Origin of the sequence: Streptomyces sp. NPDC018947 (assembly GCF_044390505.1) — a bacterium.
Taxonomy (GTDB): Bacteria; Actinomycetota; Actinomycetes; order Streptomycetales; family Streptomycetaceae; genus Streptomyces.
In genome coordinates, this window is sequence record NZ_JBIRZD010000012.1 from 27,634 (window position 1) to 51,013 (window position 23,380).

General features: G+C 73.5%; 21 protein-coding genes and 1 pseudogene. 10 read left to right on the forward strand and 12 right to left on the reverse strand.

What is annotated here, in order from left to right:
* Positions 1-18 precede the first annotated feature (18 nt).
* Both ACH499_RS22445 and ACH499_RS22450 read left to right on the forward strand, forming a co-directional pair.
* The gene (locus ACH499_RS22445) at positions 19-915 is read left to right on the forward strand and encodes a dihydrodipicolinate synthase family protein (protein ID WP_399017828.1); all 897 of its coding nucleotides are present in this window, start codon (positions 19-21) and stop codon (positions 913-915) included.
* A gap of 203 nt (positions 916-1,118) precedes the next feature.
* Complete coding sequence (locus tag ACH499_RS22450; RefSeq protein ID WP_399017830.1) at positions 1,119-1,970, forward strand: hypothetical protein; 852 nt, start codon at positions 1,119-1,121, stop codon at positions 1,968-1,970.
* A 232-nt stretch (positions 1,971-2,202) separates the two neighbouring features.
* On the opposite strand, the gene ACH499_RS22455 is transcribed toward ACH499_RS22450, so the two are convergent.
* From ACH499_RS22455 to ACH499_RS22475, 5 genes are all read right to left on the reverse strand, one after another.
* The gene (locus tag ACH499_RS22455; protein WP_356206496.1) at positions 2,203-3,069 is read right to left on the reverse strand and encodes a cytochrome c biogenesis CcdA family protein; all 867 of its coding nucleotides are present in this window, start codon (positions 3,067-3,069) and stop codon (positions 2,203-2,205) included.
* Positions 3,066-3,815 carry a thioredoxin domain-containing protein gene (locus tag ACH499_RS22460; protein WP_356206499.1) on the reverse strand — a complete coding sequence of 250 codons (750 nt, stop codon included), beginning with the start codon at positions 3,813-3,815 and terminating at the stop codon, positions 3,066-3,068. The genes ACH499_RS22455 and ACH499_RS22460 overlap by 4 nt, the downstream gene beginning before the upstream one ends.
* 52 nt (positions 3,816-3,867) lie before the next feature.
* On the reverse strand, positions 3,868-4,362 hold the full coding sequence (locus ACH499_RS22465) for a hypothetical protein (RefSeq protein WP_399017833.1): 495 nt from the start codon (positions 4,360-4,362) through the stop codon (positions 3,868-3,870).
* Between the two features lie 50 nt (positions 4,363-4,412).
* Complete coding sequence (locus ACH499_RS22470; RefSeq protein WP_399017835.1) at positions 4,413-4,790, reverse strand: hypothetical protein; 378 nt, start codon at positions 4,788-4,790, stop codon at positions 4,413-4,415.
* A gap of 232 nt (positions 4,791-5,022) precedes the next feature.
* A complete protein-coding gene (locus tag ACH499_RS22475; protein ID WP_399017837.1) occupies positions 5,023-6,465 on the reverse strand; it encodes an amino acid permease in 1,443 nt (480 codons plus the stop codon).
* Positions 6,466-6,607: 142 nt separating this feature from the next.
* Here ACH499_RS22475 and ACH499_RS22480 point away from each other — a divergent pair, with 142 nt between their 5' ends.
* A complete protein-coding gene (locus tag ACH499_RS22480) occupies positions 6,608-7,468 on the forward strand; it encodes an IclR family transcriptional regulator (RefSeq protein WP_356206508.1) in 861 nt (286 codons plus the stop codon).
* Positions 7,469-7,471: 3 nt separating this feature from the next.
* On the opposite strand, the gene hutC is transcribed toward ACH499_RS22480, so the two are convergent.
* Positions 7,472-8,227 carry a histidine utilization repressor gene (gene hutC / locus ACH499_RS22485; protein ID WP_356206510.1) on the reverse strand — a complete coding sequence of 252 codons (756 nt, stop codon included), beginning with the start codon at positions 8,225-8,227 and terminating at the stop codon, positions 7,472-7,474.
* A 210-nt stretch (positions 8,228-8,437) separates the two neighbouring features.
* Between hutC and hutU the strand changes: the two genes are divergently transcribed.
* Together hutU and hutG are read left to right on the forward strand one after the other, a co-directional pair.
* Complete coding sequence (hutU, locus tag ACH499_RS22490) at positions 8,438-10,123, forward strand: urocanate hydratase (RefSeq protein ID WP_399017839.1); 1,686 nt, start codon at positions 8,438-8,440, stop codon at positions 10,121-10,123.
* Positions 10,120-11,109 (forward strand): formimidoylglutamase, encoded by a 990-nt coding sequence (hutG, locus tag ACH499_RS22495; RefSeq protein WP_399017841.1) that lies wholly within the window; start codon positions 10,120-10,122, stop codon positions 11,107-11,109. Before hutU ends, hutG begins: the two co-directional genes overlap by 4 nt.
* Positions 11,110-11,231: 122 nt before the next feature.
* On the opposite strand, the gene ACH499_RS22500 is transcribed toward hutG, so the two are convergent.
* Together ACH499_RS22500 and hutH are read right to left on the reverse strand one after the other, a co-directional pair.
* Positions 11,232-11,813: a HutD family protein gene (locus tag ACH499_RS22500; protein WP_399017843.1), complete on the reverse strand. Its 582-nt coding sequence runs from the start codon at positions 11,811-11,813 to the stop codon at positions 11,232-11,234.
* Between the two features lie 115 nt (positions 11,814-11,928).
* Positions 11,929-13,464, reverse strand: coding sequence for a histidine ammonia-lyase (gene hutH, locus ACH499_RS22505; protein ID WP_399017845.1), 1,536 nt, complete (start codon positions 13,462-13,464; stop codon positions 11,929-11,931).
* A gap of 129 nt (positions 13,465-13,593) precedes the next feature.
* On the opposite strand from hutH, the gene ACH499_RS22510 reads away from it, so the two are divergent.
* Complete coding sequence (locus ACH499_RS22510; protein ID WP_356200623.1) at positions 13,594-14,367, forward strand: IclR family transcriptional regulator; 774 nt, start codon at positions 13,594-13,596, stop codon at positions 14,365-14,367.
* 118 nt (positions 14,368-14,485) lie between these two features.
* Here ACH499_RS22510 and ACH499_RS22515 read toward each other — a convergent pair whose 3' ends face one another.
* Complete coding sequence (locus ACH499_RS22515; protein WP_399017847.1) at positions 14,486-15,457, reverse strand: GNAT family N-acetyltransferase; 972 nt, start codon at positions 15,455-15,457, stop codon at positions 14,486-14,488.
* Between the two features lie 52 nt (positions 15,458-15,509).
* On the opposite strand from ACH499_RS22515, the gene ACH499_RS22520 reads away from it, so the two are divergent.
* Complete coding sequence (locus ACH499_RS22520; protein WP_399017849.1) at positions 15,510-16,103, forward strand: TetR/AcrR family transcriptional regulator; 594 nt, start codon at positions 15,510-15,512, stop codon at positions 16,101-16,103.
* Positions 16,104-16,258: 155 nt separating this feature from the next.
* Here ACH499_RS22520 and ACH499_RS22525 read toward each other — a convergent pair whose 3' ends face one another.
* Both ACH499_RS22525 and ACH499_RS22530 read right to left on the reverse strand, forming a co-directional pair.
* A complete protein-coding gene (locus ACH499_RS22525; RefSeq protein ID WP_399017851.1) occupies positions 16,259-18,535 on the reverse strand; it encodes a FlgD immunoglobulin-like domain containing protein in 2,277 nt (758 codons plus the stop codon).
* Positions 18,536-18,727: 192 nt separating this feature from the next.
* On the reverse strand, positions 18,728-19,321 hold the full coding sequence (locus tag ACH499_RS22530; RefSeq protein WP_399017854.1) for a TIGR00730 family Rossman fold protein: 594 nt from the start codon (positions 19,319-19,321) through the stop codon (positions 18,728-18,730).
* Between the two features lie 157 nt (positions 19,322-19,478).
* Here ACH499_RS22530 and ACH499_RS22535 point away from each other — a divergent pair, with 157 nt between their 5' ends.
* Positions 19,479-21,014 (forward strand): protein kinase, encoded by a 1,536-nt coding sequence (locus tag ACH499_RS22535; RefSeq protein WP_399017856.1) that lies wholly within the window; start codon positions 19,479-19,481, stop codon positions 21,012-21,014.
* A 76-nt stretch (positions 21,015-21,090) separates the two neighbouring features.
* On the opposite strand, the pseudogene ACH499_RS22540 reads toward ACH499_RS22535, so the two are convergent.
* A pseudogene (locus tag ACH499_RS22540) lies at positions 21,091-21,192 on the reverse strand (transcriptional regulator); the annotation flags it as partial.
* Between the two features lie 99 nt (positions 21,193-21,291).
* Here ACH499_RS22540 and ACH499_RS22545 point away from each other — a divergent pair.
* A complete protein-coding gene (locus ACH499_RS22545) occupies positions 21,292-21,528 on the forward strand; it encodes a hypothetical protein (RefSeq protein ID WP_399017858.1) in 237 nt (78 codons plus the stop codon).
* Between the two features lie 444 nt (positions 21,529-21,972).
* On the forward strand, positions 21,973-23,277 hold the full coding sequence (locus ACH499_RS22550; RefSeq protein ID WP_399017860.1) for an MFS transporter: 1,305 nt from the start codon (positions 21,973-21,975) through the stop codon (positions 23,275-23,277).
* The last annotated feature ends 103 nt before the right edge of the window (positions 23,278-23,380 follow it).

A 23,380-nucleotide genomic window follows, 5' to 3' on the forward strand; every position in this document is an offset into this window, starting at 1 on the left:
ACCCCTTGGAGGTTCGTCTTGTTCACCGGTCTGAGCGCCTTCCCGCTCACTCCGGTCCCCGGCGACGGCGGCGTAGACGAGAAGGCGTTCGCGGCGCTCGTCCACCGGCTCGCCGTCGCCGGTGTCGACTCGATCGGGGCGCTGGGCTCCACCGGCTGCTACGCCTACCTGACCCGCGAGGAACGCGCCCGCGTCGCCCGCGTCGCGGTCGAGCACGCCGACGGGGTGCCGGTCGTCGTCGGCATCGGGGCGCTGCGCACCCGCGAGGTGCTCCGGGCCGCCGAGGACGCGCAGAACGCCGGGGCCGCCGGCGTTCTGCTGGCACCGGTGTCGTACCAGCCGCTGACCGAGGAGGACGTCTTCGGCCTGTTCGAGGAGGTCACCGCCCACCTGTCGGTCCCCCTGGTGATCTACGACAACCCCGGCACCACGCACTTCACCTTCACCGACGAGCTGTACGCCCGCCTGGCCCGGTTGCCGCGGGTGGCGTCCCTCAAGATCCCCCCGCTTCCCGCCGACCCGGCACGGGCCCGGGCCCGGGTCGAGCACCTGCGCCGGCTCCTGCCCGACACGGTGACGGTGGGCACCAGCGGAGACGCGGCCGCGGCCGGGGGCCTGAACGCCGGGTGCGACGCCTGGTACTCGGTGATCGGCGGCACCTTCCCCGAACCGGCGCTCGCCCTCACCCGTGCGGCGCGGGCCGGCCGTCACGAGCGGGCCCTCGCCGAATCCCGGCGGCTCGAGCCCCTGTGGGACCTGTTCGCCCGGCACGGATCCCTGCGGGTCGTCGCGGCGGCCGCCGCACACCTGGGCCTGACCGCCCACCGCAACCTCCCCCTGCCGCTGCGCGGCCTGGACGCCGGGGACCGCGCCCACCTCGCCACGGTGCTCGAACAGCTCCGGCTCCACACCTGACGGCCCGCCCTCCCCGCGGAGACGAGAGCGGCGACGCGATCAGCCGCCGCGCCCCGGAGAATCTGCGCAAGAGCGCTACACGGGCTGCACACGACCGTACGAAAGCGTCGCTAGCGTTGCCGACTGCTCGATCCCGCGTACGAGTGTGACCAGGCCGTGGGTCCGGACGGACCGACGGCACAAGCGACCCAGGAAGACCGCAGATGGACTACTGCTCCACGTGCCGTCGCCATCTCAACGGCGCGCTGGTGTGTCCCGGGTGCGGCGCCTACGCGCCGGACATCGCTCCGCCCCACACCTACAGCGGCACGGCGCCGTTGCGGCACACCACCCCGATGACGACGGTCGAGGCGTCCGGCACGGCGTACGCCGGGCAGCCCACTGCCTCCGGCACCGGGGACGACGTCGCCGTGCGGAAAGAGGCGGAACTCGGCCCCGGCACCACCACGGTCGCACCCGCCGGCGTCGAGGGAGCACGGCCCTCGGGGCCCGGACGCGCGGCGAGGCGGCGCCAACTGGCCCGCTGGAAGAAGAACAAGCGCCGCGCCGCGGTGGCCACGGCGGTCGCCATCGTCGGCGGCGGGCTGACCGTCGCCACGCTGGAGGGCCACTCCACCGACCGGGCCCGGGCGGCCACCGCGCCGGACGACCGGAGCATGGGAGTGGCACGGGAGCGGGTGCCGGACCGCGACCAGCCCGCATCCGCGCCGCCCGCCGGTGACCGGCCGTCACGCACCGGTTCTCCGGTCCGGGCACCGGGCACCGCCACCGCGCGGCAGCAACCGCGGGCGACCGCGGCCTCCCCCGCACCGACGAACGACCGGTCGGCCGAAGCAGCTCCACCTCGTCCGGTCACGCCCTCGGAGCCGGCTCCGCGGACCACCGCTCCCCAGCCCTCCGCTCCCTCCGCCCCTGACAGCAGCGGTACGGCGGCACAGCCCCCGGCCGCGCCCCCGGCCACCGACCGTCCGGAGACCGGTGCGTCACAGGGCGACCCGGCGCCTGAGACGACGTCACCGACCGAGGTCTGCCTGCTCGTGCTGTGCCTGCGCTAACCGAGCCGCGGCAAGGTGGACCGGGGGCGCGTCGGGTACGCCGCGCGGGTGACACCGGCACGCCGACCGGGCCCGAGGGCCGATCGGCGCGCCGGTCGCCGCGGAGCGCGGGTGTCAAGTGAGGTGCCGGGAGAAGAACCTCGGTGAGCCGAAGGCGTCGTACCGCGCGAGGCTCTGGTCGCGCGGCACGCGCTCGTCGTCAACCCGCCTGCGGCGCAAGGCCGTGGGCGCGCTACTCGTGTGCGGCCGGCTCCGTTTCCGGTGCCGGCCGCGGCTCCTTTCCTCGGGCCGGCCGGAGCAGCACCAGCACCGCGGCGACCGCCGCCACACCGGCCAGGACCAGCAGGACCAGCCGGTCGGACACGGCGGCGCCGATGGAGGACAGACGCTCCTCCAGGGCGAACTCGGTCTCGGCGCTCAGCACGGACGGCAGCGCGGAGGTGCCGTCGAACGCCAGGAACGCCGCCCCGAGCGCGATGAAGAACAGGCCGCCGAGCAGTGAGGTGCTGTGCAGGGCCATCGGTCCCACCTGGAAGGTCCGCCCGCGCAGCCAGCGCCTGCGGCCCAGGTCGAACCGGTCCCACAGCGACGCCAGCACGAACATCGGAACCGCCATACCGAGGGCGTAGACGGCGAGCAGCACTCCGCCGTGCGCGGGGTCGCCGTCCACGGCTGCCACGGTCAGGATGCCGCCCAGGATCGGTCCCGCGCAGAATCCCGCCAGCCCGTAGACCGTGCCCAGGGCGAACACCGACAGCGCCGAACCGGAACGGCGCCCGCCCGCGGCCCGCGCCATCCGGCGTGAGCCGAAGCCCACCCCGGCGATCTGCGCGACGCCCAGCGCGATGACCGTCCACCCTCCCACCGTCACCAGGGTGTCCCGGTGGCCGTAGAAGAGGCGGCTGGCGAACGAGCCGGCCACGCCGAGCGGGACGAGAGTCGTGCACAGCCCGACGTAGAACAGGCCGGTGCGCGCCACCAGGCGGGTGCGGCTGGTGAAGGAGTAGGCGAAGAAGGCCGGCAGCAGCAGGGCGCTGCACGGGCTGAGCAGGGCCAGCAGTCCGCCCAGGAAGGCCATCGCCAGGCCGACTTCGCTCATCGCCCGGCCGACTTCGCCGCCGCCTCGACGGCTTCCTCGAAGGTGGCCGTGGGCTGGGCCCCCAGGATCGGCCTGCCGTTGACCAGGAACGCCGGGGTGCTGGTCACGCCGAGACCGTAGCCCTCCTCCTGGTCCTTCCGCACGGCGCTGCGGGCCTCGTCGGACGCCATGTCGGCCTGGAACCGCTCGATGTCGGTGATTCCCGCCTCGCGGGCCATGGCGACGAGGTTCTCGGCGCTGAAGGCACCGGAGTTGCGTTCGCGCGGCTTGCCGTAGGCGACGTCGTGGAACTCCCAGAACTTCTTCTGCCGCCCGGCCGCCCAGCCGGCCAGGGCGACCTGCTCGGACTCGTCGCCGAAGATGGGGAAGTTGCGCCATTCGATGCGCAGGATCCCCTTGTCCACGTAGGAGCGCAGCAGTTCGGGCTTGGTCTTGCGGGCGAACTGACCGCAGAACGGGCACTGGAAGTCGGAGTACTCGATCATCACCACCGGAGCGTCCGCGCGTCCGACCGCCAGCGGGTCGGAGGCATCGCGGCGGGCGAGAGCGAGCAGGCCCTCGGGAGCGGGTTCGGGGGTGGAGGACTCGACGACGACCGCTTGTTCGTCCGCGGTCCGGTCGCGGTCGTTCGCGTCGTCGAGTGTGAGGGCGAAGGCCGCGGTCACCGCGGCGGCGGCGAGGACCGCGGCGGCGGCGACGGTCCGCCTGCGGTTGCGGCGGGGCGAAGAGGGGGTGGATCCAGTCATGGGGTACCTCAGACGTCGAGGAGGAAGGGAAGGCCGCAGAACCGGCCGCGGGTCAGGCGGAAGCCGTGACCGGGCACGCGGTCTGCGAGGACAGGCGGCGCAGCGCGGCTTCGGCCAGCAGCCCCACGGACAGCAGGGCCAGCAGCGGCTGCAGAGGCGCCCAGTAGCTCAGTGCGCCGGAGGCTCCGATGAGCACGAGGACGAGTTTGTTGCAGACCGGGCAGCCGACGGCGAGGAAGGACAGCACCCCGCCGATCGCTCCGAGACGGCCGCCGTCCGGGGCTTCCGGCTCCTCGGGGCGCGAGGGCTGTCGCACGTAGGTGCTCAGGACGATGCCGGCCAGGACGGAAGTGACGGCGAGGGCAGGGTAGTTCCACCACTGCACGGGGATCGACCGGCCGAACAGCGGATTGGGCACCACGTCGGTGGGCACGCCGACCAGGATCGCCGTGGCCAGGGCACCTGCGCCTGCCACAGCCCACTGCCGGGTCCGCCAACCACGCAGTGCCGCGCCCGCCCGGTTCCATGAACGCGGGGAAGGGGACATGCTGATGAGCTCCGTTTCCGAGGATTCAGGGACGCGACCGACGGGCCGGTCTAGATCCTCAGAACGGAGTGGAGTGGGGCGGGGGGCGGAGCCGGGCTCCCCGCGAGTATCCCGGAGTGCCGGGAAGGAGGGTGCGCGGGCTCGCTGTGCGGGGACGTGGTGCCGGGGCACGTGGCGGACGACGACGGGGTCTCGGCGCGCTGCCCGCTGTGGTCGGCGATCCCCTTCTTGCCGCACGGCGGTGCCGTCCCGTCCGACGCCTCGGAGACGGTGAGGGCGTGGGCGTGTTCCACGACCGGCGGGGACACGCCCTGCCCTCCCCCGCGCTCCACGTGTCCGAAGACGCACAGCAGTCCGACCACAGCCACGAGCAGGGCCAGCACACCGCGGAGGCGAGCGTGCGCTCGCCCCTGTGCCGTCCGCTTCATCGCTGCTCCCGCGCCCGTTCGGAGATGGGGCCAAGTCACCGTGCCGGCGCTCCGGTTACGGGCCGCCACCGGCACCAGCGTACCGGTTGCCCAGGGGGACCCATGACTTTCCCCCCGTACCCGCGCGCGGGACGGGACGGTGCCCGGCCCGGGCGTCCGGCCGTGGACCGGGCGACCGGGCGCGGCTCGACTCGCAGCGGGCGACCGGTGGGAGCACGTGTGCCGGAGCCCGTCATCGCGGCGTGCCGGCCGGCCCCTTCAGTTCTGCCAGGTTCTCCTCCGCCGTCCGCTCCGCGGTGGCCGCGGGCTGTCCGGCGGAGGGCCGCGGACGGACACAGAGGGCGTGGAGGCCCGCGAGGAGTGCCAGCCACACGACGCCGACCACCAGGGCGACGCGCGTGCTCTCCTGGAAGCCGAGCAGCACCATGACCGCGGCCATGAGGACGATGGCGGCGATCTGGCCGTAGGGCCAGAAGGGGGCCGGGAACTTCAGGGCCGCCGTCTCCTCGGCGGACATGGCGCGTCGAGCCTTGACGTGGGTCAGCAGGATCATCAGCCACACCCAGACGGTGGCGAACGTCGCGATCGAGGCGATGATCAGGAAGACCTTCTCGGGCATGAGGACGTTCATCAGCACCCCGGACAGCAGGGCCCCGATCATGACGAGGGTGGTCACCCACGGCACGCCGTTGCGCGTGAGCCGCAGCATCACCGCGGGCCCCTGCCGCCGCTCCGCGAGGCCGTACATCGTGCGGCCCGCGGCGAAGATGTCGCTGTTGATCGCCGACAGGGCCGCCGTGAGGACGACGACGTTCAGCACGGCGGCCGCGGACTTGAGTCCCACGCCGGCGAAGATCTCGACGAAGGGGCTGCCCGAGTCGTCGATGCTCTGCCAGGGGGTGATCGACATGATCACGGCGAGGGTCAGGACGTAGAAGAGGATGATGCGCAGCGGGATGGAGTTGACCGCGCCGGGGATGGTCTTCTCCGGGTCCTCCGCCTCTCCCGCGGTGACCCCGATGATCTCCGTGCCGCCGAAGGCGAACATGACCACGGCGAAGGAGAGGACGAATCCGTCGGCACCGCCCGCGAAGAAGCCGCCGTTGCTCCACAGGTTGGACAGGCCGACGTCGCCGCCGCCGCTGCCGAGGCCGAAGGCGATCACGGCGATGCCGACCAGGATCATCGCGACGATGGCGACGATCTTCACCAGGGAGAGCCAGAACTCCAGCTCGCCGAAGACCTTGACGCTGACGAGGTTCAGCGCGCCGATGAGCAGCACGGCGGCCAGCACCCAGATCCACCGCGGCACGTCCGGGAACCAGAAGCCCATGTAGACGCCGACGGCGGTGACGTCCGCGACGCAGACGATGACCATCTCGAAGGCGTACGTCCAGCCGGTGGTGAATCCGGCGAGCGGGCCGAGATGCCTGGTCGCGTACTCGCCGAAGGAGCCGGCGCTCGGGGAGGCCACGGCCATCTCGCCGAGGGACCGCAGGACGAGGAAGACGGCGGCTCCGCCGATCAGATAGGCCAGGAGGACCGCGGGCCCGCCGGCCCGGATGGACTCGGAGGAGCCGTAGAAGAGCCCGGTGCCGATCGCGGAGCCCAGGGCGATGAAGCGGATGTGCCGGGAACGGAGCCCTCTGCTCAGGCCGGCGGTGTCGGTACGCAAACGAGTCTCCCTCTTCGGGGGTGTGCGCCGGAAGGCATGACCGAGCGACGCCTGTCTCGGCCGCGCCGGTCACTCCGGGCTCCGGACCGCGGCCGGCAGCCTGTATATTCCTGCCTATACAGGAGCGTCAAGAGGTGGTCCGATGAGTGAACGCGAGCCGGCGCCGGGTCAGTCGTCCTCACCGAACGCGTCGTCGAGTGCGTCGCCGGCCGTCGGCCGGGCGCTGGACATGCTGGTGTACCTCGCCGGGCGCCCCGGGCTGGTGCAGGCCGCGACTCTCGCCCGTGACCTGGGCGTTCCGCGGTCGTCCGCGTACCACATCCTCAAGGTCCTGGCCGACCGGGGCTTCGTCACCTACGTCCCCGCGGAGCAGGCGTACGGGCTCGGCGTCACCTCCTTCGAGGTGGGTTCCGCCTATCTGCGGCACGAGCCCCTGGAGCGGCTCGCCCGCCCCATCCTGCGCACCCTCGCGCGGCGCCTCGGCCAGACGGTGCACCTCGGCATCGTGCACGGCGCGGAGACGGTCTACCTCCTCAAGGAGCGACCGCCCGCGGGCCGGGCCGGTGACGTCGACATCGCCCTGGTCACCGACGTCGGCGTCCGCCTGCCGGCCCACCTCACGGCCAACGGGCGCGCCGTCCTCGCCCACACCCCCCGGGCGCAGCTCCGGGCGCTCTTCCCCCGGCCGGGCGATCTGACCACCCGCACGGGCAACGGGCCGCGGACCCTGCCGGGGCTGGTGGGCGAGCTGGCGCGGGAGCGCGAGCGCGGCTGGTCGCAGGAGGTCGAGCTGGTCACCCAGGGGTTCTGCTCGATGGGGGTGGCGGCGTTCGACCACAACGAGCGGCCCGTCGCGGCGATCAGCACCACCTGGCGCCGTCACCACTGCCGGCACGACACGGACCACGTGAGGGACGTCCTGCGGCAGGGCGCCGCACGGCTCACCGCGGCCGTCTCGGGCCGGGCGCCGGCGGCAGGGCGCGGCGACGGCGCCGCCGCGTGAGCGTCAGTGCGCGGCGAACGCGCCCTCGAGACGGTACCGGGAGCCCGGGTGCAGCAGCCGGGCGATGCTGACGAGCGCGTCCCGGGACCAGGTGCGGCGGTGGATCAGCAGGCACGGCTCGGACGGCGCGATGCCGAGGATCTCGCACTCCTCGGGCGACGCCAGCACCGCCTCCACGATGTGCTCGCCCCTGCCCAGTGGCGCGACCTTGGACAGGAACGTGAACGGCGTCTGCCGCGTGAAGTCCTGCTCGAGATATCCGGGGGCGAAGGCCGGATTGACGTAGCGGTCCTCGAGCTGAAGCGCCGTCCCGTCCTCGTAGTGCACCACCCGTGAGTGGAAGACCGGCCGTCCCTCACCCAGGCCGAGGTGCGCGGCGGTCTTCTCGTCGGCCCCTTCCTCGCGCACGGACAGCACACGGGCCTCGTAGCGGTGGCCGCGGTGGCGTACCTCGTCGGCGATGTTGTGGACTTCCAGCAGGGCGGAGCTGGCCTTTCTCGGGGCGACGAAGCTGCCCACTCCCATGACCCGCCGGATGACGCCCTCGGTGGCCAGCTCGCGCAGTGCGCGGTTGATCGTCATACGGGACAGGCCGAGCGCCTCGACGAACTGGCTCTCCGACGGCAGGGCGTCGTCCTCGCGCCAGTGGCCGTCCGCGATCTGACGGGCGACGAGGTCCTTGACGCGGTGGTAGGCGGGCGCGGTGCCTGCCGTGTCCTGCTCGAACAACCGGGCGAGCTCCGCCGGATCCACGACCACGCCGCCCACCGTCCTCGTCACCCGCCCCGATGCCGCCGCCTCGTACCGGACCCGATCCTAGACCACCGGTCCTCTCACGAAGAGGCCGATGGCGCGGGGGACGAACGAAGGGTCTCGGATCCGAGAGATCCCGAGGACGCCGCTGGTGCCGCGTCCGCCGCTGCCGTGTCATGGCGCAGGTACGGCTCGATCCCTCTGTGAGGAGTGCACATGACCAGCTCTTCCCCCCAAGCGCCGGGCGTCGTCCGCGCGCCGCGCGGCACCGGACTGAACTGCCTCGGCTGGCAGCAGGAAGGCGCCCTGCGGATGCTCATGAACAACCTCGACCCCGAGGTCGCCGAGCACCCCGAGGACCTCGTGGTCTACGGCGGCACCGGCAAGGCCGCCCGCAACCGGGAGGCGTACGAGGCCATCGTCCGTACGCTGAAGACGCTGAAGGACGACGAGACGCTGCTGGTGCAGTCCGGCAAGCCGGTCGGCGTGATGCGCACCAGCGAGTGGGCGCCGCGCGTGCTGCTGGCCAACTCCAACCTGGTCGGCGACTGGGCCAACTGGGAGGAGTTCAGGGCGCTGGAGGCCAGGGGCCTCATGATGTACGGCCAGATGACGGCCGGTTCGTGGATCTACATCGGCAGCCAGGGCATCCTCCAGGGCACTTACGAGACCTTCGGCGCCGTCGCCCGCAAGAAGTTCGGCGGCAGCCTGGCCGGCACCATCACCCTCACCGCCGGCCTCGGCGGCATGGGCGGCGCCCAGCCCCTCGCCGTCACCATGAACGACGGCGTGGCCATTTGCGTCGACTGCGACCCGACCCGCATCGAGCGCCGCATCGCCCACCGCTACCTCGACGTCGCCGCCGACGACCTGGACCACGCCCTCCGCCTCGCCGTCGAGGCCCGCGACGCCCGCAAGCCGCTCTCCATCGGCCTGGCCGGGAACGCCGCCGAGGTCTTCCCGGAGCTGCTCCGGCGGGGCGCGCCCATCGACATCGTCACCGACCAGACCAGCGCCCACGATCCGCTGTCCTACCTCCCGGTCGGCGTGAGCGTCCAGGAGTGGCACGAGCAGGCCCGCAAGGACCCCGCGGACTTCACCGAGCGTTCCCGCGCGTCCATGGCCAGGCACGTGGAGGCCATGGTCGGCTTCCTCGACGCCGGCGCCGAGGTGTTCGACTACGGCAACTCGATCCGCGACGAGGCCCGCAAGGCCGGCTATCAGCGGGCGTTCGACTTCCCCGGCTTCGTGCCGGCCCACATCCGGCCGCTGTTCGAGGAGGGGCTCGGCCCCTTCCGGTGGGCCGCCCTGTCCGGTGACCCGAAGGACATCGAGGCCACCGACAAGGCGATCATGGAGCTGTTCCCGGAGAACGAGCACCTGCACCGCTGGCTGAGGATGGCCGGTGAGCGCGTCGCGTTCGAGGGCCTGCCCGCCCGCATCTGCTGGCTGGGCTACGGCGAGCGGCACCGCGCCGGTCTGCGCTTCAACGAGATGGTCGCCTCGGGCGAGCTGTCCGCCCCCGTGGCCATCGGCCGTGACCACCTCGACTCCGGCTCCGTGGCGTCGCCGTACCGCGAGACGGAGTCGATGCTCGACGGTTCCGACGCCATCGCCGACTGGCCGCTGCTGAACGCGCTGGTGAACACCTCGTCGGGTGCCTCCTGGGTCTCCATCCACCACGGCGGCGGCGTCGGCATGGGCCGGTCCATCCACGCCGGCCAGGTGTGCATCGCGGACGGCACCGAGCTCGCGGCCCAGAAGCTCGCCCGTGTGCTGACCAACGACCCGGGCATGGGCGTCATCCGGCACGTCGACGCCGGGTACGAGCACGCCGCCTCGGTGGCCAGGGAGCGCGGCGTGCGCATCCCGATGGCGGAGACCGAGGGCGGCGCGGCGTGAGCGCCGTCCCCGCGCGCCATGAGGTCCTCGACGTTCGCACGGACGTCCCGGCCGTGCCGTGGACCGGCCGGGACGACGGCCCCGGTGTCGAGAACCTGCGCTGGCACCAGGCCGTCCACCTCGACCCGGAGCAGGCGGCGCCGGGAGAGGTCGCCTTCGTAGGCTTCCGGAGCGACGAGGGCGTACGCCGCAACAAGGGCAGGCGGGGCGCCGCGAACGGCCCGGGCGCACTGCGCCGCGCCCTCGCGTCGATGGCTCTGCCCCAGCCGCTGCGTGCGCTCGACGCCGGCGACGTCGAGGTCACCGGTGACGGCGAGGACGTCCTGGAGGCGGGCCAGCGACGGCTGGGCAGCGCGGTCGCGGCGCTCGTCGACCGCGGCCATCCGGTGATGGTGCTGGGCGGCGGCCACGAGGTCGCCTACGGCACCTACAGCGGGCTGCGGCGGACGCGGGCCCTGCGCGAGGGCGGCCGCCTGGGGGTGCTGAACCTCGACGCGCACTTCGACCTGCGCGACGACGTCCGGCCCAGTTCCGGCACGCCGTTCCTGCAGATGGCGCGGAGCGAGCAGCGGCATTCCCGGGAGTTCAACTACTGGGTGCTGGGCGTCAGTCAGCCGAGCAACACGGAGCGGCTGTTCCGCACCGCGGACACGCTCGGCGTGCGCCACCTGCCGGACACGGAGTGCGGTCTGCTCGACCTGGCGCGCGTCGAGACGTTCGTCGACGAGTTCCTCGCGAGCTGTGACGTCGTGCACCTGAGCATCGACCTGGACGTGCTCCCCGCCGCGGTCGCGCCGGGCGTCAGCGCCCCCGCCGCCTACGGGGTGCCGATGGAGGTGATCGAACGCGTCTGCCACCGGGTGGCGGCGAGCGGCAAGCTCGTGGTCTGCGACGTCGCCGAGCTGAACCCGGAGTTCGACGTGGACCGGCGCACGGCGCGCGCCGGGGCCCGTCTCATCCACCGCATGGTGACCGCCCGGGCGTGACGCGACGCGGGCCCACCGGCCCGCCCCCGATCAGGTCGCCAGGCCGTGCGACGCGAGGAGAGCCGCGGCCCGGCGGCCGCGGCTCTCCCGACGAGCACGGGCACCCGGCCCGGCCTTCCCGGTCAGTGACCGGGAAGGCCGGGCCGCTCGGTGAGCGTGACGACGGCGAGGACCCCGTCGACGTCGAAGGAGGCGTGGTCCTCGTCGCGGAGCAGGACGGCGTCGAACCGGCCCAGGGACACGACGGCCCGGTGCAGTACGGCCCGCCCCTCCAGGACGACCGCGAGAACCCGGGTCCCCGGACAGGGGCGCACGGACGTGGGCCCCCGTTCGATCCGGACCCGCGCGCTCATCAGGGAGCGCCGGACCATCACGTTGAAGTCGACGATCGGCCCGCCGAGCAGCTCACACCCGGTCGCGGCGTCCCCCGGGAACTCGAACGGCTCATGGGGTGCGTCCAGTACGTGCGTGTCCCCGTCGACGGTCAGGGCCATGCCCGCCCCCTGGACGACGGTGATGTTCCGGTCGACGCCCTCGAAGGTGGAGAACGGCCCTCCGCGGGCCACCTCCGCGACGCTGACCCGCCATGCGAAGTCGTCCAGCCCCGCGCCCTCCGGGTGGGCGGCGACCTCCGACGTCACGCCCCCGCCGTTCTTCCACGGCGCGGGCGTCCTCTCCTCAGCACGCAGAACACGCGGTGCCATGTGATGTCCCTTCCGGTCGCATGTCACGAAACCCCTCTCCTCCGGGCGCGGCGAACACGGGTGAGCCGCCCCCCGGACCCTGGGCCCGGGAGGGCGGCGGTGCAAGGACGGGCCGTCAGACCAGTCGGCCGGTGACCGACTCCGCGGCGGCCAGGGCCCGGCCGGAGCTGACGTACTGGACGGTCGCCTCGATCTCGGGGGCGAGCCAGCGGTCCGTGCCGGGGCCGTCGACCGTCTCGCGCAGCCCGTCGCGCACCGCGGCCGTGGCCGGCGCCGGGGCCAGCGGTGCCCGCAGGTCGAGAGCGCGGGCGGCGGTGCAGAGCTCCACCGCGAGAACGCGGCCGAGTCCGTCGATGGCACGGCGCAGCTTGCGGGCGGCCGACCAGCCCATCGAGACGTGGTCCTCCTGCATGGCGCTGGAGGGGATCGAGTCGGTGGAGGCGGGCACGGCCAGCCGCTTGAGCTCGGAGACGATCGCGGCCTGCGTGTACTGCGCGATCATGTGACCGGAGTCCACGCCGGGGTCGTCGGCCAGGAAGGCGTTGAGGCCGCGGTTGCGGGCCGGGTCGAGGAACCGGTCGGTGCGGCGCTCGGAGATAGAGGCGACGTCGGCGACCGAGATGGCCAGGAAGTCGAGCACGGCGGCGACCGGGGCGCCGTGGAAGTTGCCGTTGCTCTCCACCCGTCCGTCGAGGGTGACGACGGGGTTGTCGACGGCACTGGCCAGCTCGCGGGAGGCCACCAGCTCGGCGTGGGCGAGGGTGTCGCGGGCCGTGCCGTGGACCTGCGGCGTGCAGCGCAGCGAGTACGCGTCCTGGACGCGGGTGCACTCCGGGCCCTTGTGGCTGGCGACGATCGCCGAGTCGGCGAGCAGGGAACGCAGGTTGCCGGCGCTGTCCGACTGGCCCGGGTGCGGGCGCAGCGCCTGGAGGTCGCCGGCGAACACGGCGTCGGTGCCGAGCTGGCCCTCCACGCTCATCGCGGCGGCGATGTCGGCCGTACGCAGCAGGCGCCGCAGGTCGTGGGCGGCGAGGACGAGCATGCCGAGCATGCCGTCGGTGCCGTTGATGAGCGCGAGCCCCTCCTTCTCCTCCAGCACGACCGGGGCGATGCCCGCCTCGGCGAGGGCCTCGCCCGCGGGCTTGCGCACGCCTTCCGCCGTGCGGACCTCGCCCTCGCCCATGACCGCGAGCGCGCAGTGCGCCAGGGGGGCCAGGTCACCGGAGCAGCCGAGCGAACCGTATTCGTGGACGACCGGGGTGATGCCGGCGTTCAGCAGCGCGGCGTAGGCCTGGGCCGTCTGTGTCCGTACACCCGTACGGCCCGTGGCGAGGGTGGACAGGCGCAGCAGCATCAGCGCGCGGACCACCTCGCGCTCCACCTCGGGACCCGAACCCGCGGCGTGCGAACGCACCAGGCTGCGCTGGAGCTGGGCACGCAGCTCCGTGGGGATGTGGCGGGTCGCCAGGGCGCCGAAGCCGGTGGAGACGCCGTAATGCGGCTTGGCGTCATCGGCGAGGGCCCGGACGACCTCGCGGCTGCGGGCGATTTCCTTGAGCGCCTCCGGGGCGAGGACCACCGGGGTTCCCAGACGGGCAACGGACACGACTTCGTCGGCAGAGAGCGCGCCGACACCGACAACAACGGTCATGCCCCTATGAAGCCGCAGGCAGGCGCGGGTCCGCGAGAACGTACAGACGGGTAGTGTCTGGGATACCAGACGGTTGTGTCTGGTACCCCAGACACTTGGTCCGCGCGTCCGCTGGTCTACGCTCGGTTCATGAGTATCGTCCCGGCCGCGGCGCAGGTGCTGGCCGTACTGCGCTACCTGGCGCGGCAGGCGGCCCCCGTCCCCGCCGCCGCCATCAGCCGCGACGTGGGCCTGCCCCGGTCGACGACCTACCACCTGCTCGACACCCTCGCCGCGGACGGCTTCGTCGTGCACCTCCCGGAGGAACGGCGCTACGGCCTCGGCGTCAGCGCCTTCGAGCTGGCCTCCGGGTACGAGCGCCAAGCACCGTTCCAGCGGCTGGCGCGCGGCCCGCTGGCCGCGCTCGTGGACCGTACCGGGCACAACGCGAACCTCGCCGTGCTGCACGGCCGGGAAGTCATCTACGTCATCGAGGAGCGCGCTCCGGGCAGGGCGCCCCTGGTCAGCGAGGTGGGGGTGCGGCTGCCGGCCCACCTCACCGCCAGCGGACGGGCGGTGCTGGCGCTGCTGCCGCCCGCGCAGGTGCGAGCGATCTTCCCGGACCGGTCCGCCTTCGTGCAGCGGCACGGCCTAGGCCCCGCGTCGCTGACGGCACTGCGCGGGCTGCTGACCCAGGTGCGGCGCCGTGGCTACGCGACGGAGGAGGGCGAGGTGACTCCCGGGCTGTCCTCCGTCGCCGCGCCCGTGCTGGACCACCACGCCCACCCGATCGCCGGAGTCTCGGTCACCTTCCCCGGCGAGTCGGCCGACGGCGCCGAGAGGGACCGGATCGCGGACCACGTGGCGCAGACGGCGCGCGAGCTGACCCGCCGGGTGGGAGGCGTCACCCCGGCGCCGCGCTGACGGGCTTCGCCCGCCGCGGTGCCGCCTCTTCGGGCCAGGTCCGGCGGACGATCGCGGGTGCGCCCGCCTCGGCCACCGATGGACGTGCGCTTCGCGGCGGTGCGCCGCGGTGAGCCCGTCAGGGCCTCGCGGGGGCGTCGTCCCAGGCCATGGAGGACATCCTCCAGCCCGCGGGGGTGCGCAGGAACTGGGTGGTCTTGTGGCCGCCGCCCTCGAACCACTCGCCGTCGCGGTAACCGGACTTGCGGTACTCGCTGAACCGGTGGGCGATCGACCCGAAGACCTCGGTGCGCTCGGACACCTCCCACTCGGAGAACTCCGTCAGCGTCCCGTCGGTGAGCATCTTCTGGCGGGGCGCGATGAACCCGTCGAGGTCGTGGATCACGGGTTCGGCGCCGACGTTCGCGGTGATCCGCCCCTGCGGCACGAAGAGGTCACGGATGACGCCGAGGTCCGGCCGTCTGCCGCCGGTGTTGGTGAAGGCGCCCACGAACACGCCCATCAGCCGGTCGAGTTCGGCGCGGACGGCGGCCTCGGAGGCGTCGGCGTCGGTCGGCCACTCCTCGGCGAGGACCGACCACACCTCGATGTCGCGCCGTTCGCCCCGGTGGACGGAGTGCCGCCGCAGCACACCGTCGCGGCTCATGCCGAGCCGGCGGGCGACCGCGATGCTGCGGACGTTGCCCGAGGAGGCCCACCACTCGACCCGGCTCATCCCGCGCTGCTCGAAGGCCCAGTCGATCAGCGCCCGGCAGGCCCGTGTGATCAGCCCCCGCCCCTCCCCCGCCCGCTCCAGCCAGCAGCCGACCTCGCACACCCCGGTGGCGACGTCGAAGCGGGTGAACATGACGCCGCCGACCAGGATGCCGTCCAGCCAGATGCCGAAGATCCGGGCGCCGTCCGCGGCCTGCCGGTCGGCGTACCGCTGGAGGGTGGCCGTGGCGGAGGCGAGGTCGGTGCTGAAGGAGGCCCAGGGTATCCACGGGTCGACGGTGTCCCGGGCCCGGTCGATGTGGGCCAGGAACTCCGGCGCCTGCCAGGGCTCCAGGGGGCGGAGCCGAGCGCGGTCGCCGAGCGGCAGGGTGAACATGGGGCCTCGCTCTCCAGGTACGTAACAAGCGTTCGGTACGTAAGCTAGCAGCATGCCGCCCGCACCCGGAGACCGTGAAGCCCGCCGCAAGGACGTGTCCGAGGCGGTGTGGCGTGTCCTCGCCGACAAGGGGTTCGGCGGCCTGACCCTGCGCGCCGTCGCCACCGCGATGGGCGTCTCGACCGGGATGCTCATGCACTACTTCCCGACCAAACGGGCCCTCGTCACGCACGCCCTGGACCTGCTGGAGAAGGACACCGCGCAGCGCCCCCGCAGGGCGCGCCCGGCGCCGGGGCTCGCGACGGTGCGCGCGATGCTCCTCGACATCCTGCCGCTGACGGCGGGCGACACCGCGCGCAACCGCATCTGGGTCAGCTCCTGGGACCTCTCCCTCGCCGACGACGGCCTCGCCGCGGAGCAGGCCGGCCGCTACACCCGGCTGCGCTCGACGCTTCGGCCCCACCTGGAGGCCGCACGCGACGCGGGCGAGCTCCCCGCGGCCGCCGACCCGGAGCAACTCGCCGCCACCGCGGTCGCCTTCACCCACGGCCTCGTCGTCCAGGCCCTCTTCGACCCCGACCGCTTCCCCATGGACGTGCAGACCGCGATGGTCGAGTCGTTCCTCGCCTCACTCGCTCCCCGCTAGGCCGTTTCCCACGGGGCACTTCGTCGGGGATCCCGTGCCCGTCGCGCCCCTTTCGGCGCCCCTCGGACATCGGCGGCGGTCTTCGGCCCGACGCGCGCCGGCCTCTCTCCCGGGGTGGTCCCGGGAAAGAGGCCGGCGCCCCTGAGGTGCTGTGCTCAGCCGGTGAGCTTCACGACGCCGGAGGCCGTGGCGTCCGCGCCCGTGCCGTCGGCCGGCGTGGCGGTCAGCCGCCAGGTGTAGCCGCCGGTCTCCACCGGGGTGCCGGACCCGGAGGTGCCGTCCCAGGTGACCCGGACGGCGCTGAGGGTGCCTTCGCCCGTCCAGGTGCGGACGACCTCGCCGGTGGCACGGCGGGTGAGCGTCACCTTCCATGAGGCCGCGGGCTTGGAGAGCCACCACGCGGCGGCCCACTCACCGGCCGACGTCCCCGGAGCCGCGGTGCGGGCGACGCGCAGCGCGGAGACGTCGTGCTGCGGAGCGGTGACGTGCACGGTGTCGTCCGCGCCGACCCAGACCAGCTTGCCGGCGCCCGCGTCGACGGTCCAGGTGGAGCCGCGTCCGTCGCCCTGCGCGGGCTGCTTAAGCCCGGTGACGGTTCCCAGGTCGGCCGTGCCGCCGTCCGTCCGCAGGGCCGTCAGGCGCAGCTCGCCGGACGTGTCGCGGTGAGCCGTGAAGCGGTCGCCCAGCAGGACGCCGGTCGCCGGGGCGGGGTAGGAGCGCCCGGTCTCCAGGTCGCGTACGCCCGCCGCTCCCTGGGAGGCGCAGCTCCAGTACAGCAGGGTGCCGCTGGACTGGAGTTCGTCGGGCACGCAGGCGGTGCCCAGGTCGAGGGTGCTGATCAGGTTGCCGGAGCGCACGTTGATCACCTTGACCGTGCCCGGGTCGTTGAGCGCCGGCTTGAACAGCCGCTTCTGGTCCAGTGCGGCGGCCTGCGCCCGCTGTTCGCGGACGACGAGGTCGCGGGCCGTGTCCACGACGTACTGCCGTCCGCCCGCCTCGTAGAGCACGAACTCCGGTGCGGCGTCCAGGATGCGGCCGCCCGTGCCCGGCAGCGGGAAGCTGTCCTCCGGATGCTCGGGGTCGTCGCCGGTCACCAGCACGTCGGCGCCGGTCTCCGGGTCGGCGGTCAGTCTGGCCAGGCCCTCGTCGGTACCGTCCGCGAAGCGGCCGGCCTCCAGGCCCGGGAAGTCGGCGAGGGCCGCGCCGTCCGCCGGGTCGAGAGCGGTGCCGATGTCCTTGCCGTGCAGCGTCCGGGTGCCGGTGAGGGAGTTGACGTACCGCAGCCTCCCCCGGTCGAGGCTCAGCGCCGTGATCGCACCGTCCGCCGTCTTGACCCGCGGCACCTGTCGCAGGTTCAGGTCGGCGACGAGACCCAGGCTGTTCGCGCTGAAGTGGTGCACCGCGCGCCTGCCGTCGGCGGCCTTGCCGAGGACGACCAGCGAGCCGGTGCCCTCGGCGCGCAGGAACGCCTGCTCCACGTCGGCGAGCAGCGTTCGTTCGGTGTCCGCTCCGGCGAACGGGGTGAGGTGCAGCGGACCGCCGTCGCCCTCGTACCAGAGGACGTTGTCGCCCACCACGAAGGAGGTGACCCGGCTGTCGGGGGACTGCGTGGGCAGCGGCACGATCCGCGGGGCGGCCGTGCTGCCCCGCGGCATGACCCGCACGCCCGGGGTTCCTTCGCGGGAGAACCAGCTCACGGTGGTCTGCGTGATCCGGAAGCTGCTCGCCTCACCGGTCACGGGCAGCGGGACGACCTTGCCGTTGTACGCGGTGAGGGTGCCGTAGCCCTGGGTGCCGTCGCCGGTGCGGTAGCCGATGAGGAGCTGGTTGTCGAAGGCACCGAGCAGCACCGGCTCCGCGCCGGTGGTGGCGCCGGCGGGGAGCTGCACCACCGGGTCGCTCGCCGGGTCGCCGCCGCGCGCGACGCGCAACTGGTACGTCCCGTCCCCCCGGTCGACGGTGGCCAGCACCCAGCCGTTGGCGACGCGCGGGTTGAGGTATCCGGCGGGCACCTTGACGGTGCTGGTGTTGGCCGGGTCCTCGACGCCGATGCGTACGACGTCCGTGCCGCCGTCCTCGCGGGGCCTGGTGTAGACGACGCGGTTGAACCCGTCGTGGCCGCGCACGACGGCGTCCTCCGGGACTCCGTCGAGTTCCGGGACGGGCTTGGTGGTGCTGTTGTACGTGGTCGTCCAGAGGTACTCGCCGGCCTCGCGGTGCAGCACGCCCTGGGCGCCGGTCGCCAGGACCGTCAACGTCCCCTCGCCGTAGGCGTCGGGCGCGGGAACGAGGACCTCGCTCGCCTCCGCCGCGTGCGCCGTGGCCGGCAGCACGGTCGTCAGTCCCGCGGCCAGGACGGCCGCGACGGCCGCCGCGGTGGTGGTGCGGCGGATGCCTCGGGCGTGGCTGTTCTTGCGCAGGTGATGGGACACCTGAACCCCCCTCGCGTGAAAGCGTCAACACCCGTTCTGGGTGTGAACTCGGTCAACAGTACGCTGCCACGGGGGAGTTGTGTGAGAAACGTGTTCCGTTCGTGTCGCAGAGGTGTCACAGCGAGAGGTGCCCCGGCCCTCGCAGCGGCTGGGCCGCCACCGCGGCCGTAGCCCTCATCGACCACCGACCGCTCACCGGTCGAGCTGCCGCGGGTTCTCGCCGTGCGCCGGCCGCGGGGTGCCGCGCAGCCGCTCCTCCAGCACCTCCAGCAGACCGGGCAGATCGGGAGCGACGGCGAGGTCGTCCAGGGTGGAGGCGGGGAGGAATCCGGCGTCGGCGAGCCCGCGCAGGGCACCGAGAAGCGGCGTCCAGAAGCCTCCGGCGTCGAGGAAGCCGACGGGCTTGGCGTGGAAGCCGAGCTGGCGCCACGACCACACCTCGAAGATCTCCTCCAGGGTGCCGAGGCCCCCCGGGAGGGCGACGAAGGCGTCGGCGTACTCGGCCATCATCGCCTTGCGCTCGTGCATCGAGTCGCACACGACCAGCTCCGTCACCCCCTCGTGCGCCCACTCACGCTCGACCATGCTGCGCGGAATGACGCCGACGACCTCGCCGCCGGCCCGCAGCGCGCCGTCCGCCAGCACCCCCATCAGACCCCGGCGGCCACCGCCGTAGACCAGACCGATGCCGCGCCGCGCCAGCTCCGCGCCGACACCGGCCGCCAGTTCCGCGTGCGCGGGGTCGTGCCCGTCGGACGAGGCGAGGAAGACGGCGAGTCGGCGCATGGAGAACTCCGGGACGGTGGCGGACGGGCCTTCGGTGTACCACAGGCGCGCGCCTGCTCCGGTCGACAGGTTTCCGGCGAGGGACGCCCCGGGGAGCGGCACGCCGACCGGTGGCCACCCCTCGCCGCCAGGAGAGGCAACTTCCTACTCTGTGCACATGGTTGCAAGGGGAGAACTGGTGGACGGACGGTTCCGGCTGATCGAGCAGCTCGGAAGCGGCGGGATGGGGACGGTGTGGCGGGCGAGCGACACCGTGCTGCACCGGGAGGTCGCGCTCAAGGCCGTACGGTCGGACGCGCAGGCGTCGGACGTCTCGCGCGAGCGCGTTCTGCGCGAGGCACGGGCCCTGGCCCGGCTCAACCACCCCCACGTCGTGACCATCCATCACATCGTCGACACCGATCCGCACCCGTGGCTGGTGATGGAGCTGGTGCCCGGCCCCTCCCTCCAGGAACGGCTCGCGGCCGGCCCGATGACGCCCGTGGAGGCCGCCCGCCTGGGCCGTCAGGTGCTGTCCGCGTTGCGGGCGGCCCACGCGGTCGGCGTCCACCACCGGGACGTGAAGCCCGCCAACGTGCTGCTGCGCGCGGACGGCGCCGCCGTGCTCACCGACTTCGGCATCGCGGGGCTGCGAGGGGCCACCTCGCTCACGGCGACCGACGAACTCGTGGGCTCCCCCGAGTACATCGCGCCCGAACGCGTCCGCGGCCGCGACGACGACCCCGCGTCCGACCTCTGGTCGCTCGGCCTGCTGCTGTACGTGACCGTCGAAGGCGTCAGCCCGCTGCGGCGTGCCACGGCACTGGCCACCCTCGCGGCGGTGCTCGACGAGCCGGTGCCACCACCCGTACGGTCCGGCCCGCTCGGCCCCGTGCTCCAGGAACTGCTGGTGAGGGACCCGGCGGCGCGCCCCGACGCGGAGCGGCTGGACGCCATGCTGGCGCAGGTGGAGTCCGGCCCCGCGCCCCACTGGGCGCAGCCGACACTCACCACGCCCGTGCCGCCGTCCATGCCTCCCCTGCACGTGCCCACGCGACTGGACACCCCGAGGCCCGCGCCCGCGCCGAAGCGGCGACGGGGACGGAAGACGGTCGTCCTCGCCGTGAGCGCGACGCTGCTGACCGCCGCCACGGCCGTGACCGCGATACTGGTGCTCCCGCTGCGCGGCCCGGGGAAGGACGCGGCGCAGGAGAACATCGGCAGGTCGCCCGGTACGGCGTCCACTCGGCCCGCGGACACCGGTGCGGGTTCCCCGTCCGCGCAGGCTCCCACGGCGTCGGCCCAGCCGACACCGGACACGGTGGCCGACCCGCCGACACAGCCGACGGACTCGGCGACACCCGTCGGGCAGGCCCCCGCGACCGACGGCCGCTGGATCGCCCAGCTCTACTCCGAGCCCGTCGCCGCGGGCGTCGCCGTGCGCGACAGACGGCTCGCCACGGTTCGGCAGTCGGTGCCCGAAGCGGAGGTTCTCCGCAGCGACGACTTCGCGTCGTTGCGGCCGGGCTACTGGGTGTTCTACGCCCCCGGCCCCTTCACGGACGGGCACTCCGCCCTGGCCTTCTGCGCCGCCCGCGGCAGGACCACGGCCAACGCGTGCATCGGCCGCTACCTGAGCACCAGTGCGTCCGACCGCCCCCTCCAGTGCCGCCCTCCCGCCGACCGCCCCACCGGCCGCTGCTCGCGGTCCTGAGGGATGACCGACCACGACCGACGTGCCGGCAAGGGGAGTCCGGCGTGAGGCTCGGCACGGCCCGCGAGCGCGCGCTTCAGCGGATGTCGTGGTCGGGGTGGGTCCGGTCGTACGCGCGGCGCGCGTCGGCGATGACGGAGCGGTGGGCGAGCGACCAGTCGGCGAGCGCCTTGACCAGGAGGACCTTGCCGAGGCAGCGGCGATCGTCGCGGCGAGTCCGGCGGAACACGGCGGACGCGTCCACGACGTCGTCGGCACACCGATCACGGCGGGCCGGGTGGCCGACCGGCTCGGGGCGGCGCACCGCACCATCGGCCTGGGCGCATACCGGCGCAGCCTCCTCGACGAGACGCCGGGGCTCCTGGCGTTCCAGCCGCCGATGCTCGCCTCGATCGCCACCGGCATCCGGCACGGCTTCCTGGACGGCACCACTGCCGACCTCACACGCCTTCTCGGCCGCCCGGCCCGCTACCCGCTGGCCACAGCCGCCGCGGCCGCCGCGACAAGGCCCTAGCAGTCCGACCGCGCGGCGGGCAGCGCGATCGCCTCCAGCCCGTGGTGCACGCATCAGCCCCGACGACGCGACCGGTGCCCGGCTCGCCGGGTACCGTCGCCGCCGGCCCGGCGCGAAGGGCCCCGGCTCACCCTCCTCGGCGCCGATGTGGTCCTCGTCCGCTCCCCCCGTGCTCACGGGGGGGGATCCGGCCGCCTGTTCCGGACACGGTTTCGCTTCGGGCCGTCGAGCGCTACTGTCCGGGGTGCAGCACGTCGGCCCCGAGGAGTTGCAGACATGGTCGGTCGTCCGAGCGCGCGTTGACGTTGCCGGCCGTGTTCGGCCTGTCATCGCGTGCCGCCCTTCGAAGTCGCGGCACAGCGAGCCTTCTCCCCGCCCGACACACGGGTGCGCCTGTTGCGCGCCGGGTGGCGGGCCTCGCCGTCGACCGTCCAGGGGATCGTCGTGCCGTCCGCTTCCTCCGCCGTATCCGGTTCCGGTCGGCCCGGTCCGCCAAGTCTGTGGCGGGACCGGGCCTTTCGCAGACTCTGGGTGGGGCAGTCGGCCTCCCAGCTCGGCGAGCACACCGCGGTGATCATGCTCCCGCTCTTCGCCGTCGTGACACTGAACGCCGACGCGGGCGAGTTGGGCGTCCTGCGCGCGGTGGGGCAGGTGCCGGTCCTGATGTTCTCGCTCTTCGCCGGCGCGTGGGTGGACCGGTGGCGGACCCGCACGGTGCTGGTCGTGACGGATGCCGGCCGCGCGCTGCTCCTGGGCGCCGTCGCGTCTGCCGGGCTGCTCGGCGGGTTCGGCCTGCCCGCGCTGTTCGTGGTCGCCTTCGCCGTCGGCGCGCTGTCCGTGTTCTTCGACGTGGCCTATCAGGTGTCCGCCGTGAGGATGGTGACCCGAGATCAGCTCGTGCGCGCCAACAGCGCGCTGGAGGGCAGCCGGTCCGCGGCGCAGATCGGCGGACCCGCTCTCGGCGGTGCGCTGGTGTCTCTGCTGTCGGCGCCGGTGGCCGCCGCCGCCGGCGCCGCGCTGTTCGCGGTGTCCTTCCTGTCGATCAGGCGTATCCCTCGCACCGAAACGATCCCGGAACGCGCGGGAGGCGTCCCCCGGTTGTGGCGACGGGTCCGTGAGGGCCTGGGCTTCGTCGTCCGCGACACCTCGCTGCGGGCCGTGTGCCTGGCCTCGGCCGCCTTCCAGTTCTCCTTCTCCGCCGTGATGACGGTCCATCTGCTCTTCCTGCCGCGGGAACTGCAGTTGTCCGGCACCACCGTCGGACTGACGCTCGCGGCGACGGGACCGGGCGCGCTGCTGGGATCGCTCCTGGCCGCTCGTCTGCCGAGCCGGTTCGGGTACGGCACGGTACTCGTGTCCGCGGCGGCGCTCGGCGACGGCCTGTTCCTCTGCGTGCCCGCGCTGCACGGCTCCTCGGCGATGACGGTTTCCGCGCTGCTGGGGATCACCGCGGTGTTCGGGGCCACGGGCCAGTTGGTGAACGTCACGGTCATGGCGGTGCGGCAGGCGGTCACTCCCGACGGGATGCAGGGCCGCGCGGCCGCGACCATCACGTTCGCCGGTATGGGAGCGGCCCCGCTGGGCTCCCTGCTCGGCGGTTTCCTCGCGATGCAGTGCGGGGTGCGCACCGCTCTGCTGCTGACGGCCGCCGGCATGTTGTCGTCGCCGGTGGTGATGGCGCTGTCCCCGCTCGCGCGCCTCGGACGGACGCTGCCGACCACGGCACACCGCACCGGTCCCCGGACATGAGAAGTCCCGCTCCCGGCAGCCGGGGGCGGGACCGAACAGAGCGCCGGGCAGGCCTTGCACCTGCATCTCCCCGCAGGAAGCGGGGCGTCTTTCCTTGGACCAC